General features: G+C 41.8%; 23 protein-coding genes, 2 tRNA genes and 1 other RNA gene. 19 read left to right on the forward strand and 7 right to left on the reverse strand.

Translation table 11 applies throughout. The features are described from left to right. Positions 1 to 323: 323 nt before the first annotated feature. The 4 genes from hflX (at position 324) to CDO33_RS01385 (ending at position 4,157) form a co-directional block, all read left to right on the forward strand. Positions 324 to 2,135 carry a GTPase HflX gene (gene hflX / locus CDO33_RS01370; protein WP_479690678.1) on the forward strand — a complete coding sequence of 604 codons (1,812 nt, stop codon included), beginning with the start codon at positions 324 to 326 and terminating at the stop codon, positions 2,133 to 2,135. Between the two features lie 155 nt (positions 2,136 to 2,290). Further along, entirely contained in the window at positions 2,291 to 2,752 is a 462-nt protein-coding gene (locus CDO33_RS01375; RefSeq protein ID WP_103081748.1) for an NUDIX hydrolase, read from the forward strand. Between the two features lie 335 nt (positions 2,753 to 3,087). Then, entirely contained in the window at positions 3,088 to 3,750 is a 663-nt protein-coding gene (locus CDO33_RS01380) for a YigZ family protein (RefSeq protein WP_479690737.1), read from the forward strand. Positions 3,751 to 3,782: 32 nt separating this feature from the next. Then, on the forward strand, positions 3,783 to 4,157 hold the full coding sequence (locus CDO33_RS01385) for a CoA-binding protein (RefSeq protein ID WP_103081750.1): 375 nt from the start codon (positions 3,783 to 3,785) through the stop codon (positions 4,155 to 4,157). Between the two features lie 127 nt (positions 4,158 to 4,284). On the opposite strand, the gene CDO33_RS01390 is transcribed toward CDO33_RS01385, so the two are convergent. Then, positions 4,285 to 5,448: a sensor histidine kinase gene (locus tag CDO33_RS01390; RefSeq protein WP_103081751.1), complete on the reverse strand. Its 1,164-nt coding sequence runs from the start codon at positions 5,446 to 5,448 to the stop codon at positions 4,285 to 4,287. 246 nt (positions 5,449 to 5,694) lie between these two features. On the opposite strand from CDO33_RS01390, the gene CDO33_RS01395 reads away from it, so the two are divergent. After that, a complete protein-coding gene (locus CDO33_RS01395) occupies positions 5,695 to 6,429 on the forward strand; it encodes a YebC/PmpR family DNA-binding transcriptional regulator (protein WP_103081752.1) in 735 nt (244 codons plus the stop codon). Between the two features lie 18 nt (positions 6,430 to 6,447). On the opposite strand, the gene CDO33_RS01400 is transcribed toward CDO33_RS01395, so the two are convergent. The 3 genes from CDO33_RS01400 to CDO33_RS01410 form a co-directional block, all read right to left on the reverse strand. Further along, positions 6,448 to 6,723 carry a hypothetical protein gene (locus CDO33_RS01400; protein ID WP_103081753.1) on the reverse strand — a complete coding sequence of 92 codons (276 nt, stop codon included), beginning with the start codon at positions 6,721 to 6,723 and terminating at the stop codon, positions 6,448 to 6,450. A gap of 275 nt (positions 6,724 to 6,998) precedes the next feature. Next, the gene (locus CDO33_RS01405) at positions 6,999 to 7,202 is read right to left on the reverse strand and encodes an alpha/beta-type small acid-soluble spore protein (protein ID WP_103081754.1); all 204 of its coding nucleotides are present in this window, start codon (positions 7,200 to 7,202) and stop codon (positions 6,999 to 7,001) included. Positions 7,203 to 7,435: 233 nt separating this feature from the next. Further along, positions 7,436 to 7,657, reverse strand: coding sequence for a DUF378 domain-containing protein (locus CDO33_RS01410; RefSeq protein WP_103081755.1), 222 nt, complete (start codon positions 7,655 to 7,657; stop codon positions 7,436 to 7,438). A 632-nt stretch (positions 7,658 to 8,289) separates the two neighbouring features. On the opposite strand from CDO33_RS01410, the gene CDO33_RS01415 reads away from it, so the two are divergent. The 3 genes from CDO33_RS01415 (at position 8,290) to CDO33_RS01425 (ending at position 11,465) form a co-directional block, all read left to right on the forward strand. Beyond that, positions 8,290 to 9,045: a DUF6873 family GME fold protein gene (locus CDO33_RS01415; protein WP_103081756.1), complete on the forward strand. Its 756-nt coding sequence runs from the start codon at positions 8,290 to 8,292 to the stop codon at positions 9,043 to 9,045. A 205-nt stretch (positions 9,046 to 9,250) separates the two neighbouring features. Then, positions 9,251 to 10,168: a putative sporulation protein YtxC gene (gene ytxC / locus CDO33_RS01420; protein ID WP_103081757.1), complete on the forward strand. Its 918-nt coding sequence runs from the start codon at positions 9,251 to 9,253 to the stop codon at positions 10,166 to 10,168. 463 nt (positions 10,169 to 10,631) lie between these two features. Continuing rightward, positions 10,632 to 11,465 carry an Asp23/Gls24 family envelope stress response protein gene (locus tag CDO33_RS01425; protein WP_103081758.1) on the forward strand — a complete coding sequence of 278 codons (834 nt, stop codon included), beginning with the start codon at positions 10,632 to 10,634 and terminating at the stop codon, positions 11,463 to 11,465. 11 nt (positions 11,466 to 11,476) lie between these two features. Here CDO33_RS01425 and CDO33_RS01430 read toward each other — a convergent pair whose 3' ends face one another. Beyond that, entirely contained in the window at positions 11,477 to 12,253 is a 777-nt protein-coding gene (locus CDO33_RS01430; protein ID WP_103081759.1) for a DUF6062 family protein, read from the reverse strand. A 363-nt stretch (positions 12,254 to 12,616) separates the two neighbouring features. Between CDO33_RS01430 and CDO33_RS01435 the strand changes: the two genes are divergently transcribed. From CDO33_RS01435 to ssrS, 3 genes are all read left to right on the forward strand, one after another. Then, positions 12,617 to 13,504, forward strand: coding sequence for a DNA-3-methyladenine glycosylase family protein (locus CDO33_RS01435; RefSeq protein WP_103081760.1), 888 nt, complete (start codon positions 12,617 to 12,619; stop codon positions 13,502 to 13,504). 109 nt (positions 13,505 to 13,613) lie between these two features. Beyond that, a complete protein-coding gene (locus tag CDO33_RS01440; protein ID WP_103081761.1) occupies positions 13,614 to 13,871 on the forward strand; it encodes a putative Se/S carrier protein in 258 nt (85 codons plus the stop codon). A 227-nt stretch (positions 13,872 to 14,098) separates the two neighbouring features. Continuing rightward, positions 14,099 to 14,314: non-coding RNA, 6S RNA (gene ssrS, locus CDO33_RS01445), on the forward strand. A 32-nt stretch (positions 14,315 to 14,346) separates the two neighbouring features. Here the strand turns inward: ssrS and CDO33_RS01455 are convergent. After that, complete coding sequence (locus CDO33_RS01455) at positions 14,347 to 15,639, reverse strand: hypothetical protein (RefSeq protein ID WP_103081762.1); 1,293 nt, start codon at positions 15,637 to 15,639, stop codon at positions 14,347 to 14,349. 163 nt (positions 15,640 to 15,802) lie between these two features. Here CDO33_RS01455 and CDO33_RS01460 point away from each other — a divergent pair, with 163 nt between their 5' ends. Beyond that, a complete protein-coding gene (locus CDO33_RS01460; protein WP_103081763.1) occupies positions 15,803 to 16,744 on the forward strand; it encodes a hypothetical protein in 942 nt (313 codons plus the stop codon). A gap of 170 nt (positions 16,745 to 16,914) precedes the next feature. On the opposite strand, the gene CDO33_RS01465 is transcribed toward CDO33_RS01460, so the two are convergent. Then, complete coding sequence (locus CDO33_RS01465; RefSeq protein WP_103081764.1) at positions 16,915 to 17,283, reverse strand: phage holin family protein; 369 nt, start codon at positions 17,281 to 17,283, stop codon at positions 16,915 to 16,917. Positions 17,284 to 17,792: 509 nt separating this feature from the next. On the opposite strand from CDO33_RS01465, the gene epsC reads away from it, so the two are divergent. From epsC to CDO33_RS01500, 7 genes are all read left to right on the forward strand, one after another. Beyond that, a complete protein-coding gene (gene epsC, locus CDO33_RS01470; protein WP_103081765.1) occupies positions 17,793 to 18,458 on the forward strand; it encodes a serine O-acetyltransferase EpsC in 666 nt (221 codons plus the stop codon). A 27-nt stretch (positions 18,459 to 18,485) separates the two neighbouring features. Continuing rightward, positions 18,486 to 20,015, forward strand: coding sequence for a cysteine--tRNA ligase (gene cysS / locus CDO33_RS01475; RefSeq protein ID WP_242973902.1), 1,530 nt, complete (start codon positions 18,486 to 18,488; stop codon positions 20,013 to 20,015). Positions 20,016 to 20,812: 797 nt separating this feature from the next. After that, positions 20,813 to 21,244 carry a Mini-ribonuclease 3 gene (locus tag CDO33_RS01480; RefSeq protein WP_422678802.1) on the forward strand — a complete coding sequence of 144 codons (432 nt, stop codon included), beginning with the start codon at positions 20,813 to 20,815 and terminating at the stop codon, positions 21,242 to 21,244. 71 nt (positions 21,245 to 21,315) lie between these two features. After that, positions 21,316 to 22,221: a 23S rRNA (guanosine(2251)-2'-O)-methyltransferase RlmB gene (gene rlmB, locus CDO33_RS01485; protein WP_103081766.1), complete on the forward strand. Its 906-nt coding sequence runs from the start codon at positions 21,316 to 21,318 to the stop codon at positions 22,219 to 22,221. Between the two features lie 779 nt (positions 22,222 to 23,000). After that, on the forward strand, positions 23,001 to 23,660 hold the full coding sequence (gene sigH, locus CDO33_RS01490; RefSeq protein WP_103081767.1) for an RNA polymerase sporulation sigma factor SigH: 660 nt from the start codon (positions 23,001 to 23,003) through the stop codon (positions 23,658 to 23,660). A gap of 98 nt (positions 23,661 to 23,758) precedes the next feature. Continuing rightward, positions 23,759 to 23,832 (forward strand) — tRNA-Gly (locus tag CDO33_RS01495). Between the two features lie 6 nt (positions 23,833 to 23,838). Next, positions 23,839 to 23,914, forward strand: a tRNA-Thr gene (locus CDO33_RS01500). The last annotated feature ends 436 nt before the right edge of the window (positions 23,915 to 24,350 follow it).

Below are 24,350 nucleotides of genomic sequence, written 5' to 3' on the forward strand. Positions count from 1 at the left end.
ACCCTTTAGGACTATCCTGTGGGATTACATAAAAGCAAGGAAAGAATTTTTTAAGGCAAGGTGTGCATTGCATGCCTGCCTTTTTTCACATACAATTTTATTATGAAAATATGTTGTGCTGGTTAATTTGAGATAGGATTATGGAGAATTAATAGATATATAGGCAGCGCAATATTAAGTTTAAGCTTGTATATAGTCCAACACTGGCTGATATGGCAAGTTGCATTTTATTAAATTTCTATTCTTGAACTGCAACGTCCATGTCGGCTTAGGGGAGAAAATATTAGCACAATGGAGCTAATAAAGGTGCAAAATTGAATGGAGTGATATTTATCAGAATAAATGGCAATATAGAATCCCTTAAAAAATCCGTTATAGATGAGATGGAAAGCCTTTATGATATAGAAGCCTTCAAGGGAGAATTTTTACCGGAGGAGCTGGTGCTCAAGGTTGCTGACCTTACAGGAAGGATCAACAGGGAGATCGCTGTCTACATGGACCGAAAAGGAAGAGTTATCGACGTGAGCATTGGTGACAGCGCCACAGTCACCCTGTCGGAGGTCGAAGGCCGTCGCAGCAATGCAAGACTTTCGGGTGTAAGATGCCTGCATACCCACCCAAATGGTGATCCGCACCTTTCTATGGTTGATATCAGCTCTCTGCTGAATCTCAGAATGGATGCCATGGTGGCTGTCGGCGTAAAAAGCGGCAGTGTCACCGGAATTTATGCCGCAGTTCCCAAAAGGGATGCAAACGGAGCTTTTACTGAAGCCGAGATTTATGGACCTTATGGTGTGGGGGACGACAGGATGAATGCCCTGTTTGAAATCATATCCGGTTTGGACAAGGATACCCGGCGTCCGGCTGAAGTTAATGATAACCGGACCGAAAGAGCGATACTGGTAGGACTGGAAACTTCCCGGGAAAAAATGATAAACAGCAAGAGCCAGGGGGAGCGTTCTCTGGAGGAGTTGGAGGAACTGGCTCATACGGCTGGTGTTATTGTCGTGCACAAAATATTGCAAAGAAGGCAGATGAAAGACCCGGCCTTTTACATCGGAAGGGGAATGGTGGAGCAATTGAGCCTGCTTCGCCAGGAGCTTAATGCTGATGTGCTTATTTTTGATGATGAACTTTCGGGTGCCCAGGTCAGAAACATTGAGGAGCTGGCCGGAGCAAGGGTGGTAGACAGAACAACCCTCATACTGGATATATTTGCCCAAAGAGCACGTTCGAGGGAAGGCAAGCTTCAGGTGGAACTGGCGCAGCTAAAGTACAGGCTTCCCAGGCTTATGGGGCTTGGTGGGCAGTTGTCAAGGCTTGGTGGGGGCATAGGTACCCGAGGACCGGGTGAGAAAAAGCTTGAGACCGACAGGAGACATATAAGAAGGAGAATACGGTATCTTGAAGGTGAGCTGGAAGTTTTGAACAAAAGGAGAAGCCTGATCCGGGAGGGAAGGCACAGAAACAGCATGCCTGTTATTGCCCTTGTCGGTTACACCAATGCAGGCAAGTCCACCCTTATGAACAAATTATGCGGGACCGATGTGTTTGCGGAGGATAAACTCTTTGCCACCCTCGATCCGACCACAAGAAGTCTGACGCTGCAGGATGGAAGAGAAGTGCTTCTTACAGATACTGTCGGATTCATAAGGAAGCTGCCCCATGAGCTGGTGGAAGCTTTCAAGTCCACACTGGAGGAAGCTGTTTATGCGGATATGCTGATACACGTGGTAGATGCTTCTTCCGAAGAGGCAGAGGAGCAGATCGCAGTTGTAAATGATCTACTCCGCAGCCTGGGCGCGTTGGATAAGCCGGTAATACTGGCACTGAACAAAATGGATCTCGCCGGTGAACAGGGAAGGATGCCGGTTGCTGAAGCCGGAGACCGGGTGTTTGAGATTTCTGCGGCTACAGGCCAGGGTCTGGATAAGCTCCTTGAAGGAATAGCATCCTTAATGCCTGCCGATGAAATAAATGTGGAAGTGCTTGCTCCCTATGATGCAGGCTGGGTTCTCCCATATATACATCAGAATGGAAGGGTGTTGTCCCAAGATTATACGGAAACGGGGATAAAGGTTAATGCTATGTTAAAATCGTCGAAAATAGAAAGAATTAATGACTATATTATTTAAATTGCTTTTTCCAGCCATTCTTCAGATTGAATAAAATATTCCTATAAGTTATTATTATAGTATAGAAACTGCATCTTCTGTCAAGACTAAATGTAAGTAAATATTGGAGCGTTCTATTCCAGACGGCCAAATTAAAAATGAAAGGGGTTTTTGTTATGCTGGTTAGGAATTGTGCTGGAGGAGTAGTATTCTGCGGAGATAAGGTACTACTTCTCAAGAATGAAAAAGGCGAATGGGTACTTCCGAAAGGCGTGATACGCAATGGAGAAGTGCCGAGCGAAGTTGCTTTAAGAAGGGTTAAAGAGGAAGCGGGTGTCACCGCGGAAATTGTTTCAACAGCAGGTCGCACAAATTATGAGTTCTATTCTGTAACACGTCAAAAACCAGTCTGCAATAAAATTATTTGGTATGTAATGAAATCCCCTAATGAAAGCTGCAGTTTGAATAAAGATTATGATTTTACCGAAGTTGGCTACTTTGACATTGAAAAAGCTCTGGAATTAGTCACTTACAGTCAGGACAGGTCTTTAATCCATTTATCATATATGAAAATTAAAGAATATAGCGAAGAGGAGAATACTATTGCCTCGGATGCTGTTTTGAATGGCACAATGTAGTAAGCTTGAAATAAGCCCTGCATTTTTTTAATATTAAGGAATAAAAAAATGCAGGGTTTTTTTATTGCCTTCAGAGCGTTTCTGTGGAATGATTTTCAGGTGTTTTTGCGGCATCGCATTCTCAAGGCATCTTTTCCTGACTTCTTTGGAGATATTTATTAATCTGATGCAGGCAGACACTTTACCGGAGTTAATTGAAGTTTATTTACTAATATGATGCTTAAAGACGCTTTGTTGGTATTTTATACGGTGAAGGATTATCCTGACCTTTTGCCGGTAATATTATATTTATTATATATGCTTAAATCATATATTATCTGATATAATTTTATCAGGTGATAAATTTGATTAAGGCATATAAGACAGTTTTAAATTTAGGAACAGCAGAAATTGAAGAAAAAAAATCCAGGTTTATAGCAACGGTAAAGCCGGTGACAAGCGAAGACGAGGCCTTGGAATTCATAAACGGGCTTAAGTCAAAATATTGGGATGCCACCCATAATGTTTACTCCTATTATATAGGTGGAAATATTACAGTGCAGAGGTTCAGCGATGACGGAGAACCTTCCGGGACCGCCGGAATGCCCGTGCTGGAGGTAATAAAAAGAATGGGAGTGCAGGACCTGGCGGTGGTGGTTACCCGTTATTTTGGAGGAACCCTTTTGGGTGCGTCCGGCCTGATCCGGGCGTACAGCAAGGCTGCAGCATTGGGCATTGAAGCTGCAAGGGTAATCCGCAGGCAGCTTTGCACCGAAGTCAGTGTTCTTACGGAATATCCTCTTTTTGGTAAGGTTCAGAATATGCTTGTCAACGAAGGGTATACTATAAAGGAAATCGTTTATGAACAGGATGTGGAGATCAGGTTATACGTTCCTGTCGACGGTGTGGAAGAGTGCTTGAAGAAGATAGTTGAGGAGACAAATGACCAGGTGTTGATTGAAACCGGGGATAATGTTTTTATAACGGTCGATGAAGACGGTAAACTGATAAAGGAATAAGTATATCCATACATGGGAATGGAGGAATATGCATGAACAAAGAAGGGATGCTGGAAAAAAAGGTATGGGCGGTGGTCGGAGCTAACAGCAAGCCTGACAAGTTCGGATACAAGATTTACAAGAAGCTTAAATCCAGGGGTTACACGGTATATCCTGTAAATCCGAACTATGAAGAAATTGAGGGAGACAAATGCTATCCCAACATATCTGCTCTGCCTGAAGTGCCTGAAGTAATTGATATGGTGGTTGCACCAAAGCATGGCATGGGTGTTGTGGAAGAAGCTTCAAGGCTTGGGGTGAAAAACATCTGGCTGCAGCCTGGAACCTATAATGATGAGATATTGAAGCTCATAGAGGAAAAGGGATTGAACGCTGTACAGGCTTGTGTACTGGTTGAATTGGGATAGGATTGCTCGCGCGATGGTAGCCGGCGGGTTATATGTGCTGTCTTTTTTGCAGGAAAGCCCTAACTGGACTGCGCAATGCTGCTGCCCGCCGGCAAACCTGGTTTTGATATATGAAACCAAAAAAATATCAGGCAATATGATATATGTCTGAGAATTCTATATTTATGGCTTCTATAATTTTATCTTGTGGATTGATCTCCTTGTAATCATCCTGTGCCTTTCCGTTTATAGTTCTGATAGGCAGTTCTACGATAAACTCACTGCCTTTATTTTCTTCGCTCTTTACGGTTAATTTCCCACAGTGAAGTTCGACATAGGATTTTGCTATGGAAAGCCCTATACCGCTGCCCTCATTTTCCCTGGTGAGGTTGCTGTCCACATGCTTGTACCTTTCAAAGATGATGTCCTGCTTTTCTTTTGGAATTCCGGGACCGGTATCCTTTACGGATATGTACACTTTGTTGTTTTCTTCTTTGACGTACACCGTTACATCACCTCCTGGAGGCGTAAATTTAATAGCATTGGACAGCAGGTTAAGCATTACTTTTTCCATTTTGTCAATATCTATGGCAGTTATGACCTCCTCCACATCAGTGTCGAATACGAGATTCAGCCCTTTGGATTCAGAGTAAGGCGATATCGATTGCGTGATTTCTTCTACAATATAGACAATGTTGCAGTTGTTCATATTGGTTTTCACGTAGCCGGAACTGATCCTTGTAATTTCCAGAATGTTGTTTAAAAGCTTCAGGAGCATATAGACATTCTGATTTATAATTTTCAGGTTTCTTTCCAGGCTGCTTTTATCATCGGAATGGTCTGAATGTTTTTTATTGATGAGCTGTATAGCCCCGATTATCACACTTAAGGGTGTTTTCAGATCATGGATGATATTTGAAAAGAAATCGGTTTTCATCTTATCATATTCGACAGCATTATTATAAAGTCCCGCAAGATTGTCCTTCAGCTCCTGCAAATGGGCTATTTCGTTTTTCTGTGTTTCTATTAAGTTTTTCTGCTTTTTCATCTCACTCTCAAGTTTTGCCAGTTCGAGTCTTATCCCAATCAATATGATTATTGCTGCTATGGATATGAAAAGGAACTGGCCAATCACTAGGTTTCTTAGAAAAATCGTTTTGATTCCGATCAATACAACACTTTCTGCCGCAGAGAGGGAATTAATGACATCATTAAAGGCTGACATAAAAGATACAAAAATTATTACAGTAAGCGCTAAAAGAACAACGATGATTATAGTTACTATTTTTGCCGTAGCATTTTTGAAATGCATTTATATTCACCTCTGATAGTTTAGCTGTATATAGGTAGTTGAGTATGACTAGTTCCATAAATTACCAATACAATTTTACATAAAATTAAGTCAAATGTAAATATATTTTTATATAATCGGTGTATATCAGTATATATTAAAATTGGTAATAGTTAAAGAACTCTGCGTTAAAAACTCCTTTATTAATTCCCTGATTAATATTATAATATAAATTGCACTTGTTAATATTTTAGGAGGTTTATTTTTATGTCTGGACATTCAAAATGGGCTAACATTAAGCGTAAAAAAGGTAAATCCGATGCTGAGAGGGGCAAAATATTTACAAAGCTGGGAAGAGAGATTGCCATAGCTGTCAAGCAGGGAGGCCCGGACCCAAATGTCAATTCCAAACTAAGTGATGTAATAGCAAAAGCGAAAGCTGCAAATATGCCTAATGATACTATTATGAGAAGTATAAAGAGGGCTTCGGGGGATACTGAAGCTGAGAATTATGAAGAAATCACCTACGAAGGCTATGGTCCGGGAGGAGTTGCGGTCATAGTTGAGACTGCTACCGACAACCGCAACAGGACAGCCGGAGACCTGAGGCATTATTTCGATAAATTCGGCGGAAACCTCGGACAGACCGGATGTGTATCCTTCCTGTTCAATAAAAAGGGTGTCATTTTGATTGAGAAAACTGAAAAAACCGACGAGGATACCCTTATGATGGAGGCTCTGGATGCTGGCGCTGAGGATTTCAGTGTCGAGGACGAGTACTATGAAATCCTGACTGATCCGAATGATTTTTCCGCTGTGAGGGAAGCTCTGGAGAAAAAGGGTTATGAATTTATGGATGCGAGCGTCCAAATGGTACCGGTCACTACCACCAAACTTGAGGACCCGAAGCAAATAGAATTTATGGATAAATTGATCGAAGCTCTCGAAGATCTCGACGATGTTCAGAACGTATGGCATAACTGGGAGCAGGATGAGGAATAACAGGGAAATCCGGGATTGTCACAGCTTGTTTTTCAAGCGGTATACGACTTTTTCCCGAAGGCTTTCATACCTTTCGTATTCGTTTAAAGTGTATAAATCATATTTCCGGCAGCATTTTTTGCATACCGACCGGTTGGCTTTGTAGCCCAAGCGCAGGCTTACGTTTTTATGTATTCTGAACATAAACCTTGGTTTTATCTTTTTACAGTTGGAGCACCGCGGAAACAAATCGGGAAAGAATACAACAATCAAAAGTAAAGAAGCTGTTATTATGAAAAAAGTAGTGATTTCCATATCGATATCCTGCATTATTTAATACTATTATTTATTTACTATGGTCGGGAACAATTTATACCTATTATTGTGAAGAACGCCTGATTTAAAAAGTGGAAATCAATTAAGCGAAAGGATACCCCGCTCCTGAAGATATGAAGGAATGGTACGGCGCTTAATTGGAATGTATCTGAATAGCTAGCTGAAAAATAAAAAGGGTTGCTGTCCTAAGACGGCAACCCTTTTTATTTTTAGCTATATTTCCAAGAAGTGTTCTACTGCATCAGTTTCCGTGATTATCTGGAAGTATCTCCTTTGCGCTCAGTAGGATAGCTGTTTCCAGTGTAAGCCTGGAATACTTTCCTTACGATGTTTCCACCTATTTTTCCGGCATCTCTTGCAGAAATGTCACCGTTGTATCCCTGCTTCAGGTTTACTCCAACTTCAGAAGCTATTTCATACTTCATCTTTTCAAAGGATGTTTTACTGTTTCTAGCCATTTACATAGCCTCCTTATAATTTTTATTCACTACCGTCTTATGACTGGTAGTGTATTTTTATATTCTGTAGTTTTTATTAAAAATATTACGGTAAATTATGCTATTTTGGCGGAACCTTAAATCCAAAACCAATATAATGTTTTGCTATGCAAATTCATCGATAACCTTTTTGCTTATTCTGTCTGATGCAGGTTAACGGTATAATATGAACCGTATAAAACTGATGCCTTATACTATTGGGTGTCCCTTGCAGGTTCGCTTTCTCTGAACAGCAGGCTGATACAGTACAAACCGGCAAGGCCTACCAGGGTATATATCGTTCTGCTTAAAAAGGTGTTATTGCCTCCAAATATTGCAGCTACCAGGTCATAGCTGAAAATGCCCATCAAAAGCCAGTTTAATGCACCTATTATCACCAGAACGAGAGCTAATCTATCCAAAGGTGTTCTACTCATTATTACAACTCCTTCTTTTTTTTAAAATTATTATTTATCAGAAATAAAAAAATAATTCATCTTAATTTTATTTTTGGTTATGGGAAAGAATATATTCAGTCGGAATATGATTTTAAAAATGTGTACGGAAGATGACGAAAAAGAACAGCCGCGTCCGGAAAACCGGACGCGGTTATCTAAATAACCACCGGTCCCCGCGGTAACCGGCAGTTAGTCCTAATATATATTATTATGTCCGAATTTATTATATATTCCGAAGCCTGAGGAAATATTTGCGACGCAGTGTCTTTGGCCCGGGAGCTTTATTATGTTTTTCCTTAGTTATAATATGAGGGCCATGGATAAAGGGTGACACTAAATAATTAACTCGTAGACACGAAAATAAAAATGCTACTTTCGTTAATTGGCTGTGCTTTACAAGCATATGCGGTTATGCTGGCATTTTCAAAGCTATGCTTTGAGCTAATAGGCTGAAATGGATAACAAATTCCAGAAAACCACGAGCTTGTTGGTCTAAAAAGGGAGAAGTTGACAGAAGGCGGCAGATATCGGAAAATAATTAGACAGGGCGCGAGAATACGGAGTTGGATTAATAAGACGGTGCCCATCAATACATAAGGCCGGAGGATATTATGAATTATGTGCGCATACCCAACCTTCCGGAGGCTGAGGTAAGCCTTGCGGTGGTGGATGGCAGGCTTGATGAAGCGATGGAAGCAAAGCTGTTGGATTTAAAGGTCAAGCTCATAAAAACCGATAGGCATACGGGCTTGTATGAGGCAGTTTCGTATCATCCCGACATGATGCTGCACCACCTGGGTGATGAATGCATTGTATACTCCCCCGGAGTAGCGTATTCAATAAAAAATGCCCTGTCGGATTGCGGATTCCAGCTGATACAGGGCGGTACAACCTTGCAGGAAAAATATCCATGGGATATTGCATACAATGTGGCCAGGGTCGGGAAATTCGCCTTCCATAATTTAAAATACACCGACCCGGTGCTAAGAAATGAGCTGGAAAAACGGGACGTAGAGCTTGTTCACGTAAAGCAGGGATATTCCAAGTGCTCTGTATCCGTCATAGATGAGAACTCAATAATAACAGCCGACAGGGGTATTGCCAAAGCTGCGCAGGAAAAAGGGGTAGAAGTGCTGTTGATAGAACCGGAGGAAGAGATACTGCTTCCCGGACTTTCCAACGGATTTATCGGAGGTAGCACAGCTATGCTCAATAAATACTGCTGGGCGGTTGCAGGAAATTTTGCGTTCTTTCGAGCTGCCGACCGTATCCGGCGTTTTCTTGAGGACAGGAACATCGAGATTATTTCCCTGTCCGAGGGGCGGATAACGGATATAGGCTCAATTATTCCGCTGCTGGTAAAATAATATTGCCGTCAGGAGTAACTTACATTCCTAAGTTTCATATAATGTATCAGAATAGTATCGATAAAGGACAATAAAATTGAATTATAACCCATTAATATATATTTTTTGCAAAAAATCGTTGATAGGTGGCATAAATTGCTTGCAAGAGCCGCTGCATACAACATTTTATGAGAACATATACTACACTTGAAGGGATGTGAAGTTGATGCAGTATCTTTGTATTGGAGTTGACGAGAGCGCTGACGACATTATTCAACATATAAATGATGAGCTTAAAAAAGTTAAAAATAAAATAAATTATTCAGTTAAAGAAGTTAATTCCGATAATTCGACCTCAATAATTTGCAGCATAGGAGAAGACAAACCGGATAATGAAAAGTCGTCCCAGGCGTATAATATTTTGATGCTGCATGTTTCCAGCGCACTGGCGGACTTTATAATAAGGCGGTATGAGGAGAAGCTTATAACTAGAATAATAAATACTAATTATTGCTATTTTAACTCGGTAGAGCGCAGGGAAATTCTGGGGATATCCCTTAAAATAATCAGGAACGAAGACAAGAACTTTCTAAACAGCCTTTTCCAGATACGAAGACGCAATATAATTATTCGGAAGCTGATGGAGTATTTTGAAAACTCCAACAGTCTGATCCTCGATGGTTTTGTGAATTTTCGCCTGAAGGATTATATAAAAGATCTTGAAGAGATAGTTGAAAAAGCTGTGGATGAGTTCCTGATGGAGAGGGAGTACAGGGAATTTATAAGGCTGCTTAAGTACTTTGTCGAAATACAGGACCCAAAAGCTGAGATAATTCATGTAATAGTGGGATATGACAACAGGTATATACTCCAGGACGAAAAAAGGAATGAGATCACCAACGAATGCATACGGGAATTTGTCAATGAGATTTCTGAAGGTGAGATCAATTATGATGATCTCCTGGTGAGTTCTCTGATAACCATGGCCCCAAAAAAGATAGTCATTCACAGTTCCGGCCTGTTTAAGAACAAGGAGCTTCTGGAAACGATAAAAAACGTTTTTCCCGGGAGAGTGGTTATTTGCAACGGATGTGAAGCCTGTATGGCATCCGTATCAAAAAGTGAAGATAAAAAGCAGCTTTGAGATTTTAAGGGGGAAATGCGCATGCCCGGCCGGTAAGGCAAAGGTGGCAGGTAGAGGCTATGTCCTCCAAATTTTCCTGCTTATTCTTGCTTTTATGCAAAAATTCATGATTTTTATGCATAAATGTATAAATAGTGCTGAGATAGTACGTCATATAGTACTAATTACCTACATTTTATTTTTACGTAGATATTGACAATACTGGCAGTAATGGTACAATATATCGTGTAGAAATCAGTACATACAGTTGGGATGTATATTTATACAAAAGATGAAATTTGTAAATTACTAAGGAAAAAAGTAAAATCCGCAGAAGAAAAACACTGGATAAAGCAGTAAAAGATTTGGAAAAAGAGAGTCCAAGACTCTCTTTTTTCCTTTCTGATCCAATTCAGCACCGTTTCTTTTTTGCCCAAAATATGATAATATTAATTATAGCCTTTCTAGGTATGGAGGAATTGACTTGAGAGTTGTAGGTTTTATTGGTCCCAGTGGTTCGGGAAAAAGCCACAGGGCAACTTGGGTGGCGAGAGAAAGGGATATAGATTTCATCATAGATGACGGTCTTCTCATAAAAGGAAACAGTATAGTTGCCGGAACATCCGCCAAAAAAGAAAAAACGAAGATCGGTTCCATAAGGCGCGCGCTTTTTACAGAAGAAAGCCATGCCGAAGACGTGAAGCGCGCATTGAAGCTTTATAAGCCGGAGGCTATTTTAATCCTCGGCACTTCCGATGGGATGGTGGAGAGCATAGCGAAAAAGCTTGAGCTTCCCAATGTCACCGAGAAAATATATATAAATGAAGTGGCAAGCGAGCTGGAAATCAGGCAGGCTATGTATACAAGGAAGGAGCAGGGCAAACATGTCATACCGGTTCCCACCTTTGAGATAAAGAAGGATTTTTCAGGATATTTTCTTGATCCGCTTCAGATTTTCAAGAGAAAGGGCAAGGGAAGTTACCAGCTGGTGGGTGAAAAATCAGTGGTAAGGCCTACCTTCAGCTATATGGGCAGCTATACGATTTCTGATTATACGATTTACCAGATAATTGAGTATGTGGTGTCCAATATTGAAGGTGTGGCCAGAATTTCGCGGTTCAGGGCGGAAAACCATCCGGATGGAATATATATAGACATGGATCTCGTCCTGATATATGGATATGTGATACGGCCTTTGCTGGCTGAGATTCGCAAAAAGGTGACCGAAGAGATAGAAAAACTTACGGCGCTCAATATTAAAACCATGAATATCACGGTAAAAAGCTTGATAGTGGAAAAGAAAGAGCCTGCAAACTGACATTGCAGGCTTTATTTCAGGTCCATATATCCGGCGAGCTTTTGTATGCTGCGGGATACCGAATCTTTGGAATTACCCCAGGGAGCGTCGTTATAACGGTAGTCAAATTTTTTCGTAAACCAGTTGACTTCCTGCTGAATGCGCTCCATGTTCTCCTGCTGCATTTCCAGAACCTTCACCACAAACTCATTAAACTCGTTTTGACGCAGGTGTTTTTTTGCACCAGCCAGCAGCATCTTCAGATGCCTCAGGCAGAATCCTTTCTTACTTTGGAAAAGATCCTTGAAATCCCTCTCTTTTGACCACAGATAGAATATTACATCAATATACCTGTCCATGGTGTAATCCAGTTTGCTGCATACGGCACATTTGCTTTCCAGATTGTCCAAAGCAGAAATTAAATCATCAACAGATTCTCCTGCTCCGGTCTGCTTCGAGGAGGAGCGGCTCAGAAGGTTTTTCAGGGCGGAAACGCCAGGAGCTCCTTTGATTGCAGATATGCTGCTGTCAAACAGCTTTTTCAGTTTTTTGTTCTGCTCCACAAGGTGGGTGTCCAGAATCAGGGCAAGGCCAAGCTTGTTGGACTGCCTTTTGAACAAAAGCTCATAATGCCTCCTGCAAAATCCCTTTTCGTTGGTCACTTCCCTTCCGTCAGGCTCCATAAGGGAGGGACCCAGTATGTAGTCTATGTACTCATCTTCCAGCTTTTTTTCAAGAAGGCACAAGGGACATTCGCAGTCTTCCTTAAAAGCCTCCATAACGGGTATTGTGTATATCTTCTCCTTCATATGGCTCTCCTTAGAGTGTTTTATTTGAAATTGCAGATTTTCTATGCATGGCTTTTGAAGCTAATAGCTCCTTAATATGTTTTTGAAAGCTTATTGCCTTCTATGAAACCATTTATATAAACTTAATTGCTATGTCGGCGGGCCGAAATATTTTCCAATATATTTTATAATATTTTTCCCTCTTCACTGCTCCAAAACCCGGCCATTTTTACCGAAAATATCGTTAAAACGGGTTGATTCTTTATTATCACAGCTTAATCCATTATTATTTTATATTATAGCAGAAAAAAAGGGAATATATATACTGATTGAGAATCACTAATCTGTTAATGTACATTTTTCATGAAGAAGGAGACGGTTTAATTGGATTACAAAGGCTGTAAAGTGAAGGAAGAAAAGGACAGAGTTATTGTGGAGAACGTGCAGGATTTTGACCCGGTGCATATTTTTGAATGCGGGCAGTGTTTCCGCTGGGTCCGGCAGCCTGATAACAGCTTCACGGGTGTAGTCCGGGGCAAGGTGGCCAATATTAGTTATCAGAATGGGACGCTGGTTATAAAAAATTCCAGCTTAAAGGATTTTCAGGATATATGGTTCGAGTACCTCGATCTGGGAAGGGATTACGGCGAGATAAAAGCGCTTCTCGATAAGGACGAGCACATGAAAAAGGCCATGGAGTACGGCTATGGAATAAGGATACTGAAACAGGATCTATGGGAAGTTCTCATATCTTTCATCATATCAGCCAACAACAGAATACCGATGATAATGAAAACTGTGGCGGCCATGTCAAAATTGTACGGGGATGAGATTCAGTATGACGGTATGGCATATTACAGTTTCCCCGGTGCGGACAAGCTTTTCGAAGCCGGCATAGAAGAACTGGAGGCATGCAGAGGAGGATTCAGGTGCAAATACATACTAAACACAGCCCGGATGGTGAAAAACGGTGAAGTACGGCTGGAGGAGCTGGAAGGCATGGATACCGGCAAGGCCAGGGAAGAGCTGATGAAATTTCCGGGTGTAGGTCCCAAGGTAGCTGACTGCGTGCTTCTTTACAGCGGCACAAAACAGGATGTATTTCCGACGGATGTCTGGGTCAAAAGAGTGATGGAAGAGCTGTACTTCAAGCGTGAAGCGAGTTTCAAGGAAATCCAGGATTTTGCATCATCATATTTCGGAGACCTGGCAGGCTTTGCCCAGCAGTACCTTTTTTATTACGCCCGGGAGAACAGGATAGGCACAAAATAAAAGGTGCTAAATTAAGGAGTAAAAAAGCAGCATTAATCCTAACTCTGCAAGCAAAGTAACATATTATGCCAACTTCCAGTATTATGTATATATAAGGAGGTTGATGGCTATGTATTGTGTTGCGGTTCTTGATTCGGGGAATTTCGTACTTAGCCTTTGCAGAGCATTGGAAAAAAAAGGTTATGTTTTTGAAGTTATATCCACACCATGCCAGATCGCTAAAGGAGGATGCGGTTACTGTTTGAGGTTCCCGGAGAAATATAAAGACCTGGTGATAAATGAGGGATTTGCAAATCTGACTCCGGTGAGAGAAATATATAGAGTAGTCAATGAAGTGACCAAAAACAGATATGTGAGGATATACTAGGACCTCTGAAAGGTGCTTTGAAAAGCAATTGATAAGTAAGAAATCTTCATCCGCCTGCGCTTTGTGTAATGGGATTATTTTGAAAAAGTGCTTAAAAGGCAAGTAATAGTTGATTTTGAGAGAAATATAAAGAAATATAAATATATACTTTTGCTAATACATTATAAAGCTTAATGCATTTGTTGTGTTAGGAATATTCGTAGTGTATAATGAGCTTACAAGTTGAGCTAATCCTGAAATGTGCGGATAAGCCTATAATTTTGAACCTACATCTGACATAAGGGAGCTTGGAGTTTTGGTAATGGATGTCAGGCCTCAGTATAATTCCGACATCCGGCCGAGAGCCGGGTGCAACGGCAGGGGAAGGCTGAAGTTGCCAACAGGGCACCCACCTAGCGAAGGCTAGGTGTCAAAATATAGGTGAACGGCATTTTGGGTATTCCAACCAAAGGCTTCCATGAAAGTGGAAGCCTTTTCAAGTTTTATCGTCACTTGTGCTGTTCATCCTTGAAGCTATGAAGTTTAACTGCTCTTTCAGACGGTTTATTTCATTTTCCAGCATATTGAGCTTCACGGTGCTTTTTACAATTTCCTTATCCACCTCCTGCTGGAAAGAGGACATCTTTGTCAGAGTGTCTTCAGTGTTTGCCCGAAATTCCTTAAGATCTTCCACAGTGGATTTTAGATATTTCAGGCTGTCCAGCAGCATGTTTCTGAGCTCGTCGGCTGAAATATTTGCGCTGCTGGTACTCAGAACATCATTATAAAACGCAAGTTTCAGTCCACCTATGTAGCTGCCGGGAATATAGGGAGCTTGTATTTTATCCCTCTCATGAGCTGCATTGGATTTGTATGACATGCACAACAGCTGCTTGCCTGTAGGGAAGTTGTACCGGGCAGGTTTTGTCCACGTGCTGCCGGCATCCAGTGAATAGCTGTAATAAGTTACATCGTCCCTGACCCATGAAATTATGATCTTGCCGTCGATGTTTACGATGGAGGAGTTGTTAAACGCGTAAGCGGAGCTGTGGATTACCATGCTGTCCGACCACGTGTTTTTACCGGGCATTTTATGCATGTAAACCAGTTCATACTGCCGGTTGGAGCGGCGCTGAAAAGACATATGGATCGTCCCGCTGTTGTCGCATATCAACTGTGGCATTTCACAGTCGCCGTTATACTTGGTGATGGGTGTAAACTCGCTCCACATTCTTTTTTCCAGAGAATATATTTTATATCCCAACTGCAGGTTCCTTCCGTCAGAGGATTGATAGACGACATTTATGTTCCCGGCGCTGTCATTTATAATGGAATACGGATGATCCTTGTCGGCAACATAGTCCACAACCTTGGGGGTACCCATACTGTTGCCGCTTAATAACTGATGGGCAAGTATCAGGTTGTCATTATGCTGCAGCATATAGAATATATGTACTTCGTCCTTAAAAGGTATCAAAAAAAGGTGTTTATCATACTGGGTGGGTATTTTGCTGTTCAGTATCGGCTTTGTTTCATAGCCTTGCCTGCTTAGCCGGGAGTAGAAAATGTTGCCTTTCATGTCCTGAAAGAGTATATGGAATATGTCATCCTCATCCATGTCCACAAAAAAAGCTTTATGTGCGTATTTATACAATGAGGCCGGCTCGGACCATGTATTGCGCTTTGTGAGGATACTGTAGCAAAGGCCGTTTCTTTCATCATGGAAAAAATTCCATATCTTATCATTTGACTGCTTGAAAATATACTGCCTGTTGCTTTTATTGTACATCAACATCACCCTTCTAAAACCACGTAATGGAGAAAAGTAGTTTCATATTTAATATATGTCTCTGGTTGTAAAAAGTTTAAACAAAACAATCACACAAAGTAATCAGGCACATATCATGTAATTAGAGAAGTAAACAATACATGAAGAAGGAGGATATGCATATATGGGATATGAACATGATAGAGTGGTTCCGGGGCTGATCAATGAAAGAGATCTTGGCAAGATAAGAGAAGCTGTCTGCGTGCAGGTCGAAAAGGTTTTCGACTCCTGTAGGGAAAAAGATTGCATAGAAAACGCTCCTGTGCTTTTCCCAGACAGTGCAAAAATGCGCTGGATAATCAACAACGCAGTAAATGTTAAGTGCAGAAGAGCGGAAGTACTCGATGTATTTGCAGATATAGAGCCTGTTCCGTTTAAGAGAGGCTTCTTCACTGTAGATATAAAATTCTTTATTGGCGTTACTCTGGATTTCTTTCTTCCCAGAAGGCCCGGGACTGTTCCAACCAGCGTAGCCGGAACCGATATTATCCAGAGGACGGGAGTTATCCTGTTCGATAAGAAAGTAATACTCTTCGGTTCCGAAGGAAATGTCAAGATATTCAGGGCACGTTTCGTGGAAGGAGATGTTGACGAGCCTATTTCCCACAGGGTACAGCAGGGCAACCAGCCGATATCCAAGGTCGAAGTGGCAGAGCCTATCTGCCTGGATGCAGACATACAGGATATTCGTGACAAGCTGTTTGAAAACTGCTGCTGTGTGAGCAACCTGCCCCGCAATGTAGCAGAGCTTCTGCGCAACTATGATGACGATGGTGACACCCGCGACATTCGTGATGAAGAACTGCCAACCAGAAGAGTAGTAGCGACAGTAGGCCTGTTCTCAATAATCAAGCTGGTCAGGTTAGTACAGCTCCTCATTCCGGCTTTCAGCTACTGCCCGACCAACAAGGAATGCATTGCAGCAACGGAGGAAAATCCATGCGAATTGTTTGACACAATTGAATTCCCGCTGGATGAATTCTTCCCGCCCCAGATATTTGACTTTCCGGGAGCTGTTGAAGCAGAAGAAGACATGAAGGGAAAGAAAGGTAGAGGAGAGCAATAGCGCACGGTGCTAATGCGGCATAAAAGCAAGAAATTAAGCGGCTAAGGCAGAAAAGCAATAGCATACAGAACATAAGAAATAAAAAAGAAAGCAATGGCATATAGGGCAAAACGAAGCTAAAAAAGGGGCTATCTCAAAGTGCTTTGAGATAGCCCCTTCTATTAAGAGCTTTACATTGATTTGCCGGGGATAATAGCGTCTACTATACCATAAACAAGGGCTCCTATAATAGCTCCCCATATGGTCACATTAAATCCTGCCACGAAAAACTGAGTTACGTATATAATTACGGCTGCCATAATGAACCCTAGAATCCCCCTGCTAAATGGTGACGCATTTACACCAAGAAGCCTTAGCGCAGCATAGTCCAAGGCAGCCAGAACAAGTGCACCGAGCAGCAATGACCAGATTCCTGATATACTAAAGCCCGGCGTCAGCGCTGCCGTAATACCGAGAACAACTGCGCTTACTATCAGCCTGATAATAAAATGGGCAATACCAAAGCCTGTGGATTTTCCTTCAGTATATTGATCAGCCATCAAATCACATCCTTTCATTTTGGCTTAGTATTATTATTTATAAAATAAATGTGAATTATGCAAACGCATAATTTTAACATAAAATATAGAACACTTGCTTGAAATATTGTTTACTTTAAAATGCAAATCTGATAAAATTATTTGAGATTTGAATATAATTTAAACATAACATTATGATTTTAGGAGCGACATCAGTACCTCGCCTCTGTCAAGTATGCAGGCGGGGTTTTTAAAACAACGGAAGAAATTTCAGAGGCGATTCCAATAAATGTTCTTCCAAGGAAGTTTTGCATCCAAAGCATAAGATTATTTATATAATGTGCTAAAGATAGGTTTTTTATGTGCCTGTATGGGTAAATATACATAGTTGATGAATATGTACTGCCACGATTTATTTACAGGCTGGCGGATTAAGATGGCGATAACTATCGAAATACCAGAACAACCAATGAATTATGGCAAATATTTTTATAAATCTTGAGCAAACTTGATAATGAGGGGTTTTTGCTATGCTAAAAAGTTTGTTGAACGATGCCAGGTCTATCGCAGAAAGGGATCCGGCGGCTAAGAGCACCATTGAAGTGATATTGTTGTACCCTGGTTTTCATGCTATTTTTTTCCATAGGATTGCCCACTGGCTTTACAAGAGGAAGAGGTTTTTCCTGGCAAGGCTTGTATCCCAGATTAGCAGGTTTATAACCGGGATTGAAATACATCCGGGGGCTGTTATCGGAAACGGCTTGTTTATAGACCACGGAATGGGAGTGGTAATAGGTGAAACGGCTGAGATAGGCGATAACTGCACTATCTACCATGGTGTTACTCTTGGTGGAACAGGGAAGGATAAGGGAAAGAGACATCCCACCATAGGAAATAACGTGCTGATAGGTGCCGGTGCAAAAATTCTCGGGCCTTTCACTGTAGGAGACAACGCCATGATCGGTGCCGGTTCGGTTGTTATGGAAGAGGTGGAGCCCAACGCCACTGTTACAGGGCCAAAAGCCAGACTTGTCAAACGAAATGGCAAGAGGGTGGCTCCTTCCATGGATCTCGACCAGATACACTATCCGGACCCGCTGGCTCAGGAGATGTGCAAGCTGATGTTGAGGGTTGAACATCTTGAGGCCCAGCTGAAAATTGAGAAGGAAAAAGACAAACAGACCGATCAGAAATGATAGGGTTAACCAAGACGGGCTTCCCTGATGGTGTTATGGATTGAAATTGTTAACACTTTGGGTGTAGGTTGGCAGAGCTTTGGAGCCATGCAGTTTACCCTTGTGGCAGTTTACGCCGGTGGAGCTTTTGCGTTTATATATTATAACAATGTACGGAAGGTGATGCATATGAAAATATATAATACCCTTACCAGACGCAAGGAAGAATTGAAACCAATTACAGACAACGAGCTGAGGATATATTCATGCGGTCCTACGGTTTATAACTATGCCCATATAGGAAATCTCAGGACTTATGTTTTTATGGACATTTTAAGGAGAGTATTGAAATATAACGGATTCAAGCTAAAGCATGTGATGAACATAACCGATGTAGGACATCTGGTATCCGATGCCGATGAGGGCGAAGACAAGATGATGAAGACGGCAAAAGAGCAGCAAAAATCGCCTTGGGAGATTGCGGAATACTATACCGGCGTTTTTTTCAGAGATATAGCTGCTCTGAATATTGAAAAGCCTGAGATTATTGCAAAAGCCACAGAGCATATTGATGAAATGATTGAGTTTGTGCAGGGCCTGGTGGAAAAGGGCTATGGTTATGAGACCAGTGACGGGATATATTTCGATATTTCAAAGCTCCCGGACTACGGAAAACTGTCGGGCATTGACCTGGAGGGCCAAATGGCCGGCGCCAGGGTGGAGGTTAATGATGAAAAAAGGCACCCGGCGGATTTTGCACTGTGGAAGAAGGCACCGAAGGAGCACATCATGCAGTGGCCAAGCCCATGGGGCATGGGATATCCGGGATGGCACATAGAATGCTCCGCCATGGGCAGAAAGTATCTGGGGGATACTTTTGACATACATACCGGAGGTGTCGACCATATACCGGTACATCATGAAAATGAAATCGCCCAGTCGGAAGCCCTGCTGGGACATCCGGCGGTGAAATATTGGATGCATGGGGAATTCCTGCTGGTGGACAATGGCAAAATGTCCAAAAGCCTCGGGAATACTTATACAATAGAAGACTTAAAGGCCAGGGGATTAAACCCTCTTGCTTTCAGATACTTGTGCCTGAATGCCCATTACAGGAACAAGCTGAATTTCACATGGGATGCGATACAATCGGCCCAGGTATCCCTGGACAGGCTGCTTGAAGGAGCTCTTGCCCACAAAAATGGCACGGCTTCTGTTGATGCGGAGCTGATCGCAAAATTCCGCCAGGACTTTGAAGAGGCGATAAATGACGACCTGAATATACCCAGAGCCCTTGGTATTGTATGGAATGTAGTGCGGTACCATGAAAAATCCAAGGATTTGTTTGATCTCCTCGTGCTTATGGATTCGATACTGGGACTGAATATAGATAAGGTGCAGCCCAAAGAGGAAAAGCAGGAAGAAATCGATCCAGAAATCGAGGAATTGATACGGCAAAGGCAGCAGGCCAGAAAGGAAAAGAACTGGAAGCTGGCTGATGAGATCCGGGACAAGCTTAAAGAAATGGGAATACTGCTTAAGGATACCCCGGAAGGTGTTAAGTGGGAGAAGATATAATACAGCAAATTTGATTGTTCAGCCCTTTCAAGACCTGGATGGGGATATGTGACAATAGTTAGATATTTGCTGTTGTCGCTTGTTGGAGCTGTCCGAAGAGCATGGATTTCCAGCTTTCCCTGGAAAAAGTGAAATGCCATTGGAGTTATGGAGAATTAATCGGATATGGTGATTATCCGTTGATTATCTGTGTAAAATAAAAGGGGAGAATAACCGGGCATTGGCTCGCCAGATTTCCATGGACTTGATTTGGGCTGGGACTGGGTTTCAGGTGTTACATGAGCCTGGTTTAGGTCCTAAGCCTGGGTCAAGCTTCAGGTGTTTTACGGGCCTGTTTTAGGTTTCAAGCTTGGGCCTAGCTTCGGGTATTTCACATGCCTGGCTTAGCATTTTAAGTTTAGGTTGAGCTTCAGACATTCCGTAAGCCTGAATCAGATCTTAAGCCTGGAACGAGCTTAATGCTGTTCCGCAAGTTTGAGATAGGTTATAAATTTGGACTATATTTGATTTAACTTTGATTTAATTAAAATTTTGAATAATATAATTTGTTTTGCTTTTAGGTACCACATGGAAAGCAAATATTGAAAAGCTTGCCCAACCCGAAGTGTGGTTTTGACCCACAAAAAGCTAAGTTCTTACGGCTTCGACAAGCGGATTAAGCAACGCATAGAGAAGTCGAGGATGATTGGAAGTCATTGCTATCCAATGTGGCAATGCAGTGCTTAGCCGGAATAAGGCTTGATGCAGATTTTGGATATTTTAATCTATTGAAAATAAGGTGCTTTGTATTGGAAGAAGTGTTTAAAGAGGTTATAAAGGAATTTAACAAAGAAATTACGGACAAAAAGGATCCGTCCCAGATAAATCCGCTGGTGCTGGCCTATATCGGTGACGCAGTTTATGAGCTGTATATAAGGGCACTCCTGGTGTCCAGGAGCAATGCCCATGTCCATAAACTGCATGTAGATTCAATAAAGTTTGTAAAGGCTAAAGCCCAATCGGACATATTGCACAGGATAATGGGGAATCTTACGGAGGAAGAGCAGGATATTGTGAGGAGAGGCAGAAATGCCAAATCCGGTACTATTCCTAAAAATGCCGATGTGACAGAGTATAAGTATGCAACGGGTTTTGAGTCTCTCATAGGCTATCTGTACCTCACCCATGCCTATGACCGTTTGGTGGAGGTTTTAAAAATGGCTGTTTCTGAAGATGCAGCCCAGAGCTAACCTGGATTTTGGTATGGTGGCGAGCATGTACCGGAACCAATTTAAAATAACACGAAGGCAGGTTGTGACAGATGTTGGCTAATAAAAAGAAGGGTAATAGAAGAGCAGATGGCAGCAGATTTGATGGTAAAAAATCTGATGATAAAAGATATGACAGCGAAAAGGCTCAATATAAATCAAAACATAAAGACTCGGATGATTTCAGGGATGGTACCGGCCGCTATGAGCCTTCCCCTGAGGAAGCTGCCGAAAGAATAGAGGGCAGAAATCCTGTGATAGAGGCTATCAGAGCGGATAGGGCAATCAATAAAATTTTCGTATCCAAAGGCGAAAAGGAAGGATCAATAAAATATATCATAGCGCTGGCAAGGGAAAAGGGTATAGTGGTGCAGGAGGTGGACAGATCCAAACTGGACACCCTGTCCATAACCAGAGCTCATCAGGGAGTCATTGCTTTTGCAGCGGCCAAGGAATACGTGGATGTGGATTATATACTGGAAGCTGCTGCTTCCGCCGGAGAAGCACCGTTTATAATAATTCTGGATGAAATCACCGATCCCAACAATTTTGGTTCAATATTGAGAACGGCAGATGCGGCAGGTGCTCATGGGGTAATCATACCCAAGAGGAGGGCTATTGGCCTTACGGCTACGGTATCAAAAGCGTCAGCCGGAGCGGCTGAATATGTTCCTGTAGCTAGGGTTACAAATCTTGGACAGACGATAGATTACCTCAAGAAAAACGGTGTCTGGATCGTAGGGACGGACTTGACCGGTGAGAAGCCTTTCTACGACAGCGATTTGAAAGGACCGATCGCCCTTGTGATAGGCAGCGAAGGAGAAGGCATGGGAAGGCTCGTCAAGGAAAAGTGCGATTTTATCGTAAATATCCCTATGAAAGGCCATGTGTCCTCACTAAATGCTGGTGTTGCGGCAGCAATTGTCATGTATGAGATATTAAAACAGCGTAACAAATAATGTAACTAAGACGACAGGTTTAAACAGCAATATCTGTTCGTTGATGGTTCTTTGCAGAGCCGGTTGAAAATAACCGAATGTTTTGAAAACATTTTGTTATAATCTGATTTGATGCTCTAAAAACAGGATAATTTCAACCAACAGTGGCAAGGACCTGTCTATGGCTATTAGCGCAGGGAAAGGCGTATCCATATCTTAAAAAAAGACACCCTGGAAGACTGAAGGGATAAACCCTGCTGGATGATGTGCAGCTAACCGGGGGATTCAATTAGAAAATATTATAATCGCATCCTATGCCCATATGTTTAAAAACGGGCAGGGAATCAGAAATCTATGATTTTTTGAGAAATATATATTCAAAAGAAAAGGAAACTGCCGATAAATATATAAAGGCTTGTTTACCATAATTTTTTTCTATTCATAGGGCAGCTGGTACAGAGTCAGATTGAAGGTCTCCGACCATTTTGAACAGGGGTTTGTATAATTGGCCAGTGATAGGACAAGAATGCCTCCGATGGGACTGAGGCATGAAATATAAAGATTATCAGGATTGTTAAAGAAGCAATGGATAAATAGTTGCAAAAAAGGAATCCTATTATGTCAAATGCCACGCTGATTTGTTCGAAATTTTAGGGAAAAATTGGAATGAAAAGTTTTAATTGACATAATAGCGTGTTTTTCTTATAATTATTAATATGTGACCTTTCTGACTTGTTATCAGCTCATATTATGTCATTGCTTATGTAAACAAGCAATATAAAATATAGGTTATGCACTTAATGCAGGGGGGCGTTATCTTGAATTCGAATACACGTATAGGTGTAGTTGGATCTTACAGTACTATGCTTGATGAAGAAATCATAGAAGAAGCACAGGCTGGTGACATTGGAGCCCTTGAATATTTAATCAACAAGTATAAGGGCTTTGTACGTGCCAAGGCTAGAACCTATTTCCTTATTGGCGCTGACAGGGAGGATATTATCCAGGAAGGAATGATAGGACTTTTTAAGGCAATAAGGGATTATAGAGAGGACAAGCTGTCATCATTTCGCGCCTTTGCAGAGATTTGCATTACGCGTCAGATTATTACCGCAATAAAGACGGCCACCAGGCAAAAGCACATTCCTCTGAATTCCTATGTTTCTTTGAACAAGCCTATCTTTGATGAAGAATCCGACCGCACGCTTATGGACGTAATAAGTGAAGAAAGCATAACCGATCCGGAAGAGATGATAATAAACCGTGAGGAATTTGCAGGTATTGAAGATAAAATGGGTGAAATTCTCAGCGATCTCGAATGGGAGGTTTTGTCCTTGTATTTGCAAGGCAAGTCCTATCAGGAGATAGCCGAAGAATTGGACAGGCATGTAAAATCGATTGACAACGCCCTACAGCGAGTAAAACGGAAGTTGGAGAAATATCTCGAAGGAGAAAAGTGATAACTTCGAAAATTAGAAAAAATAAGTACTGGACTTGTTGTTATGGTTGTGGTATAATCATATTCGCTGTGGTGATTACAGTATGCAGACTTAGGTCTGCGGGTGTAATTCAATGGTAGAATATCAGCTTCCCAAGCTGACTGCGTGGGTTCGATTCCCATCACCCGCTCCATTGTTTGCCCTCATAGCTCAGCAGGCAGAGCGCATCCATGGTAAGGATGAGGTCACCAGTTCGACTCTGGTTGAGGGCTCCAATTTGAAAAGACGTATCCGATAAGGATGCGTCTTTTTTGTTTGAATCTGTGTACGAATAACTGATTACTTCACTTAGACAAAGCGCTCTGCCGGCAGAGCATGTGACACAAAAAGCAAGTAGTACAAGGAAAGCAAGCATGGAGGAGCGGAGCATATGAGATATGTGAGTACCGCAGACGTGAAGCTTGACGAAGTAGTAAAGCCGGAATGTGGAGCTCATTCTAGTGTGCCGATTTTTGTGCTTTAGACCATCCATGGTAAGGATGAGGGTATAGTTTGGCCTTGGTTGAGGGGTGCAATAAGTTAGATATGTTGTTGTTTTTTAACTATGATTAACACTATTAATGTGAAAATATGTAATTGCTAGGAGGATTTTAGATAAATGTGTAGAATATTCAAGTATAACGATAGTGTTTAAGAGATTGATTTATTTGA

Source organism: Clostridium thermosuccinogenes, assembly GCF_002896855.1.
Taxonomy (GTDB): Bacteria; Bacillota; Clostridia; order Acetivibrionales; family DSM-5807; genus Pseudoclostridium; species Pseudoclostridium thermosuccinogenes.

Excerpts from the sequence above, each read along its gene's own strand:
- CDO33_RS01375 (WP_103081748.1), top strand. The coding sequence starts at position 2,291 with ATGCTGGTTAGGAATTGTGCTGGAGGAGTAGTATTCTGCGGAGATAAG.
- CDO33_RS01385 (WP_103081750.1), top strand. The coding sequence starts at position 3,783 with ATGAACAAAGAAGGGATGCTGGAAAAAAAGGTATGGGCGGTGGTCGGA.
- CDO33_RS01390 (WP_103081751.1), bottom strand. The coding sequence starts at position 5,448 with ATGCATTTCAAAAATGCTACGGCAAAAATAGTAACTATAATCATCGTT.
- CDO33_RS01395 (WP_103081752.1), top strand. The coding sequence starts at position 5,695 with ATGTCTGGACATTCAAAATGGGCTAACATTAAGCGTAAAAAAGGTAAA.
- CDO33_RS01400 (WP_103081753.1), bottom strand. The coding sequence starts at position 6,723 with ATGGAAATCACTACTTTTTTCATAATAACAGCTTCTTTACTTTTGATT.
- CDO33_RS01405 (WP_103081754.1), bottom strand. The coding sequence starts at position 7,202 with ATGGCTAGAAACAGTAAAACATCCTTTGAAAAGATGAAGTATGAAATA.
- CDO33_RS01410 (WP_103081755.1), bottom strand. The coding sequence starts at position 7,657 with ATGAGTAGAACACCTTTGGATAGATTAGCTCTCGTTCTGGTGATAATA.
- CDO33_RS01415 (WP_103081756.1), top strand. The coding sequence starts at position 8,290 with ATGAATTATGTGCGCATACCCAACCTTCCGGAGGCTGAGGTAAGCCTT.
- ytxC (WP_103081757.1), top strand. The coding sequence starts at position 9,251 with ATGCAGTATCTTTGTATTGGAGTTGACGAGAGCGCTGACGACATTATT.
- CDO33_RS01430 (WP_103081759.1), bottom strand. The coding sequence starts at position 12,253 with ATGAAGGAGAAGATATACACAATACCCGTTATGGAGGCTTTTAAGGAA.
- CDO33_RS01440 (WP_103081761.1), top strand. The coding sequence starts at position 13,614 with ATGTATTGTGTTGCGGTTCTTGATTCGGGGAATTTCGTACTTAGCCTT.
- CDO33_RS01455 (WP_103081762.1), bottom strand. The coding sequence starts at position 15,639 with ATGTACAATAAAAGCAACAGGCAGTATATTTTCAAGCAGTCAAATGAT.
- CDO33_RS01460 (WP_103081763.1), top strand. The coding sequence starts at position 15,803 with ATGGGATATGAACATGATAGAGTGGTTCCGGGGCTGATCAATGAAAGA.
- CDO33_RS01465 (WP_103081764.1), bottom strand. The coding sequence starts at position 17,283 with ATGGCTGATCAATATACTGAAGGAAAATCCACAGGCTTTGGTATTGCC.
- epsC (WP_103081765.1), top strand. The coding sequence starts at position 17,793 with ATGCTAAAAAGTTTGTTGAACGATGCCAGGTCTATCGCAGAAAGGGAT.
- cysS (WP_242973902.1), top strand. The coding sequence starts at position 18,486 with ATGGTGTTATGGATTGAAATTGTTAACACTTTGGGTGTAGGTTGGCAG.
- rlmB (WP_103081766.1), top strand. The coding sequence starts at position 21,316 with ATGTTGGCTAATAAAAAGAAGGGTAATAGAAGAGCAGATGGCAGCAGA.
- sigH (WP_103081767.1), top strand. The coding sequence starts at position 23,001 with ATGCAGGGGGGCGTTATCTTGAATTCGAATACACGTATAGGTGTAGTT.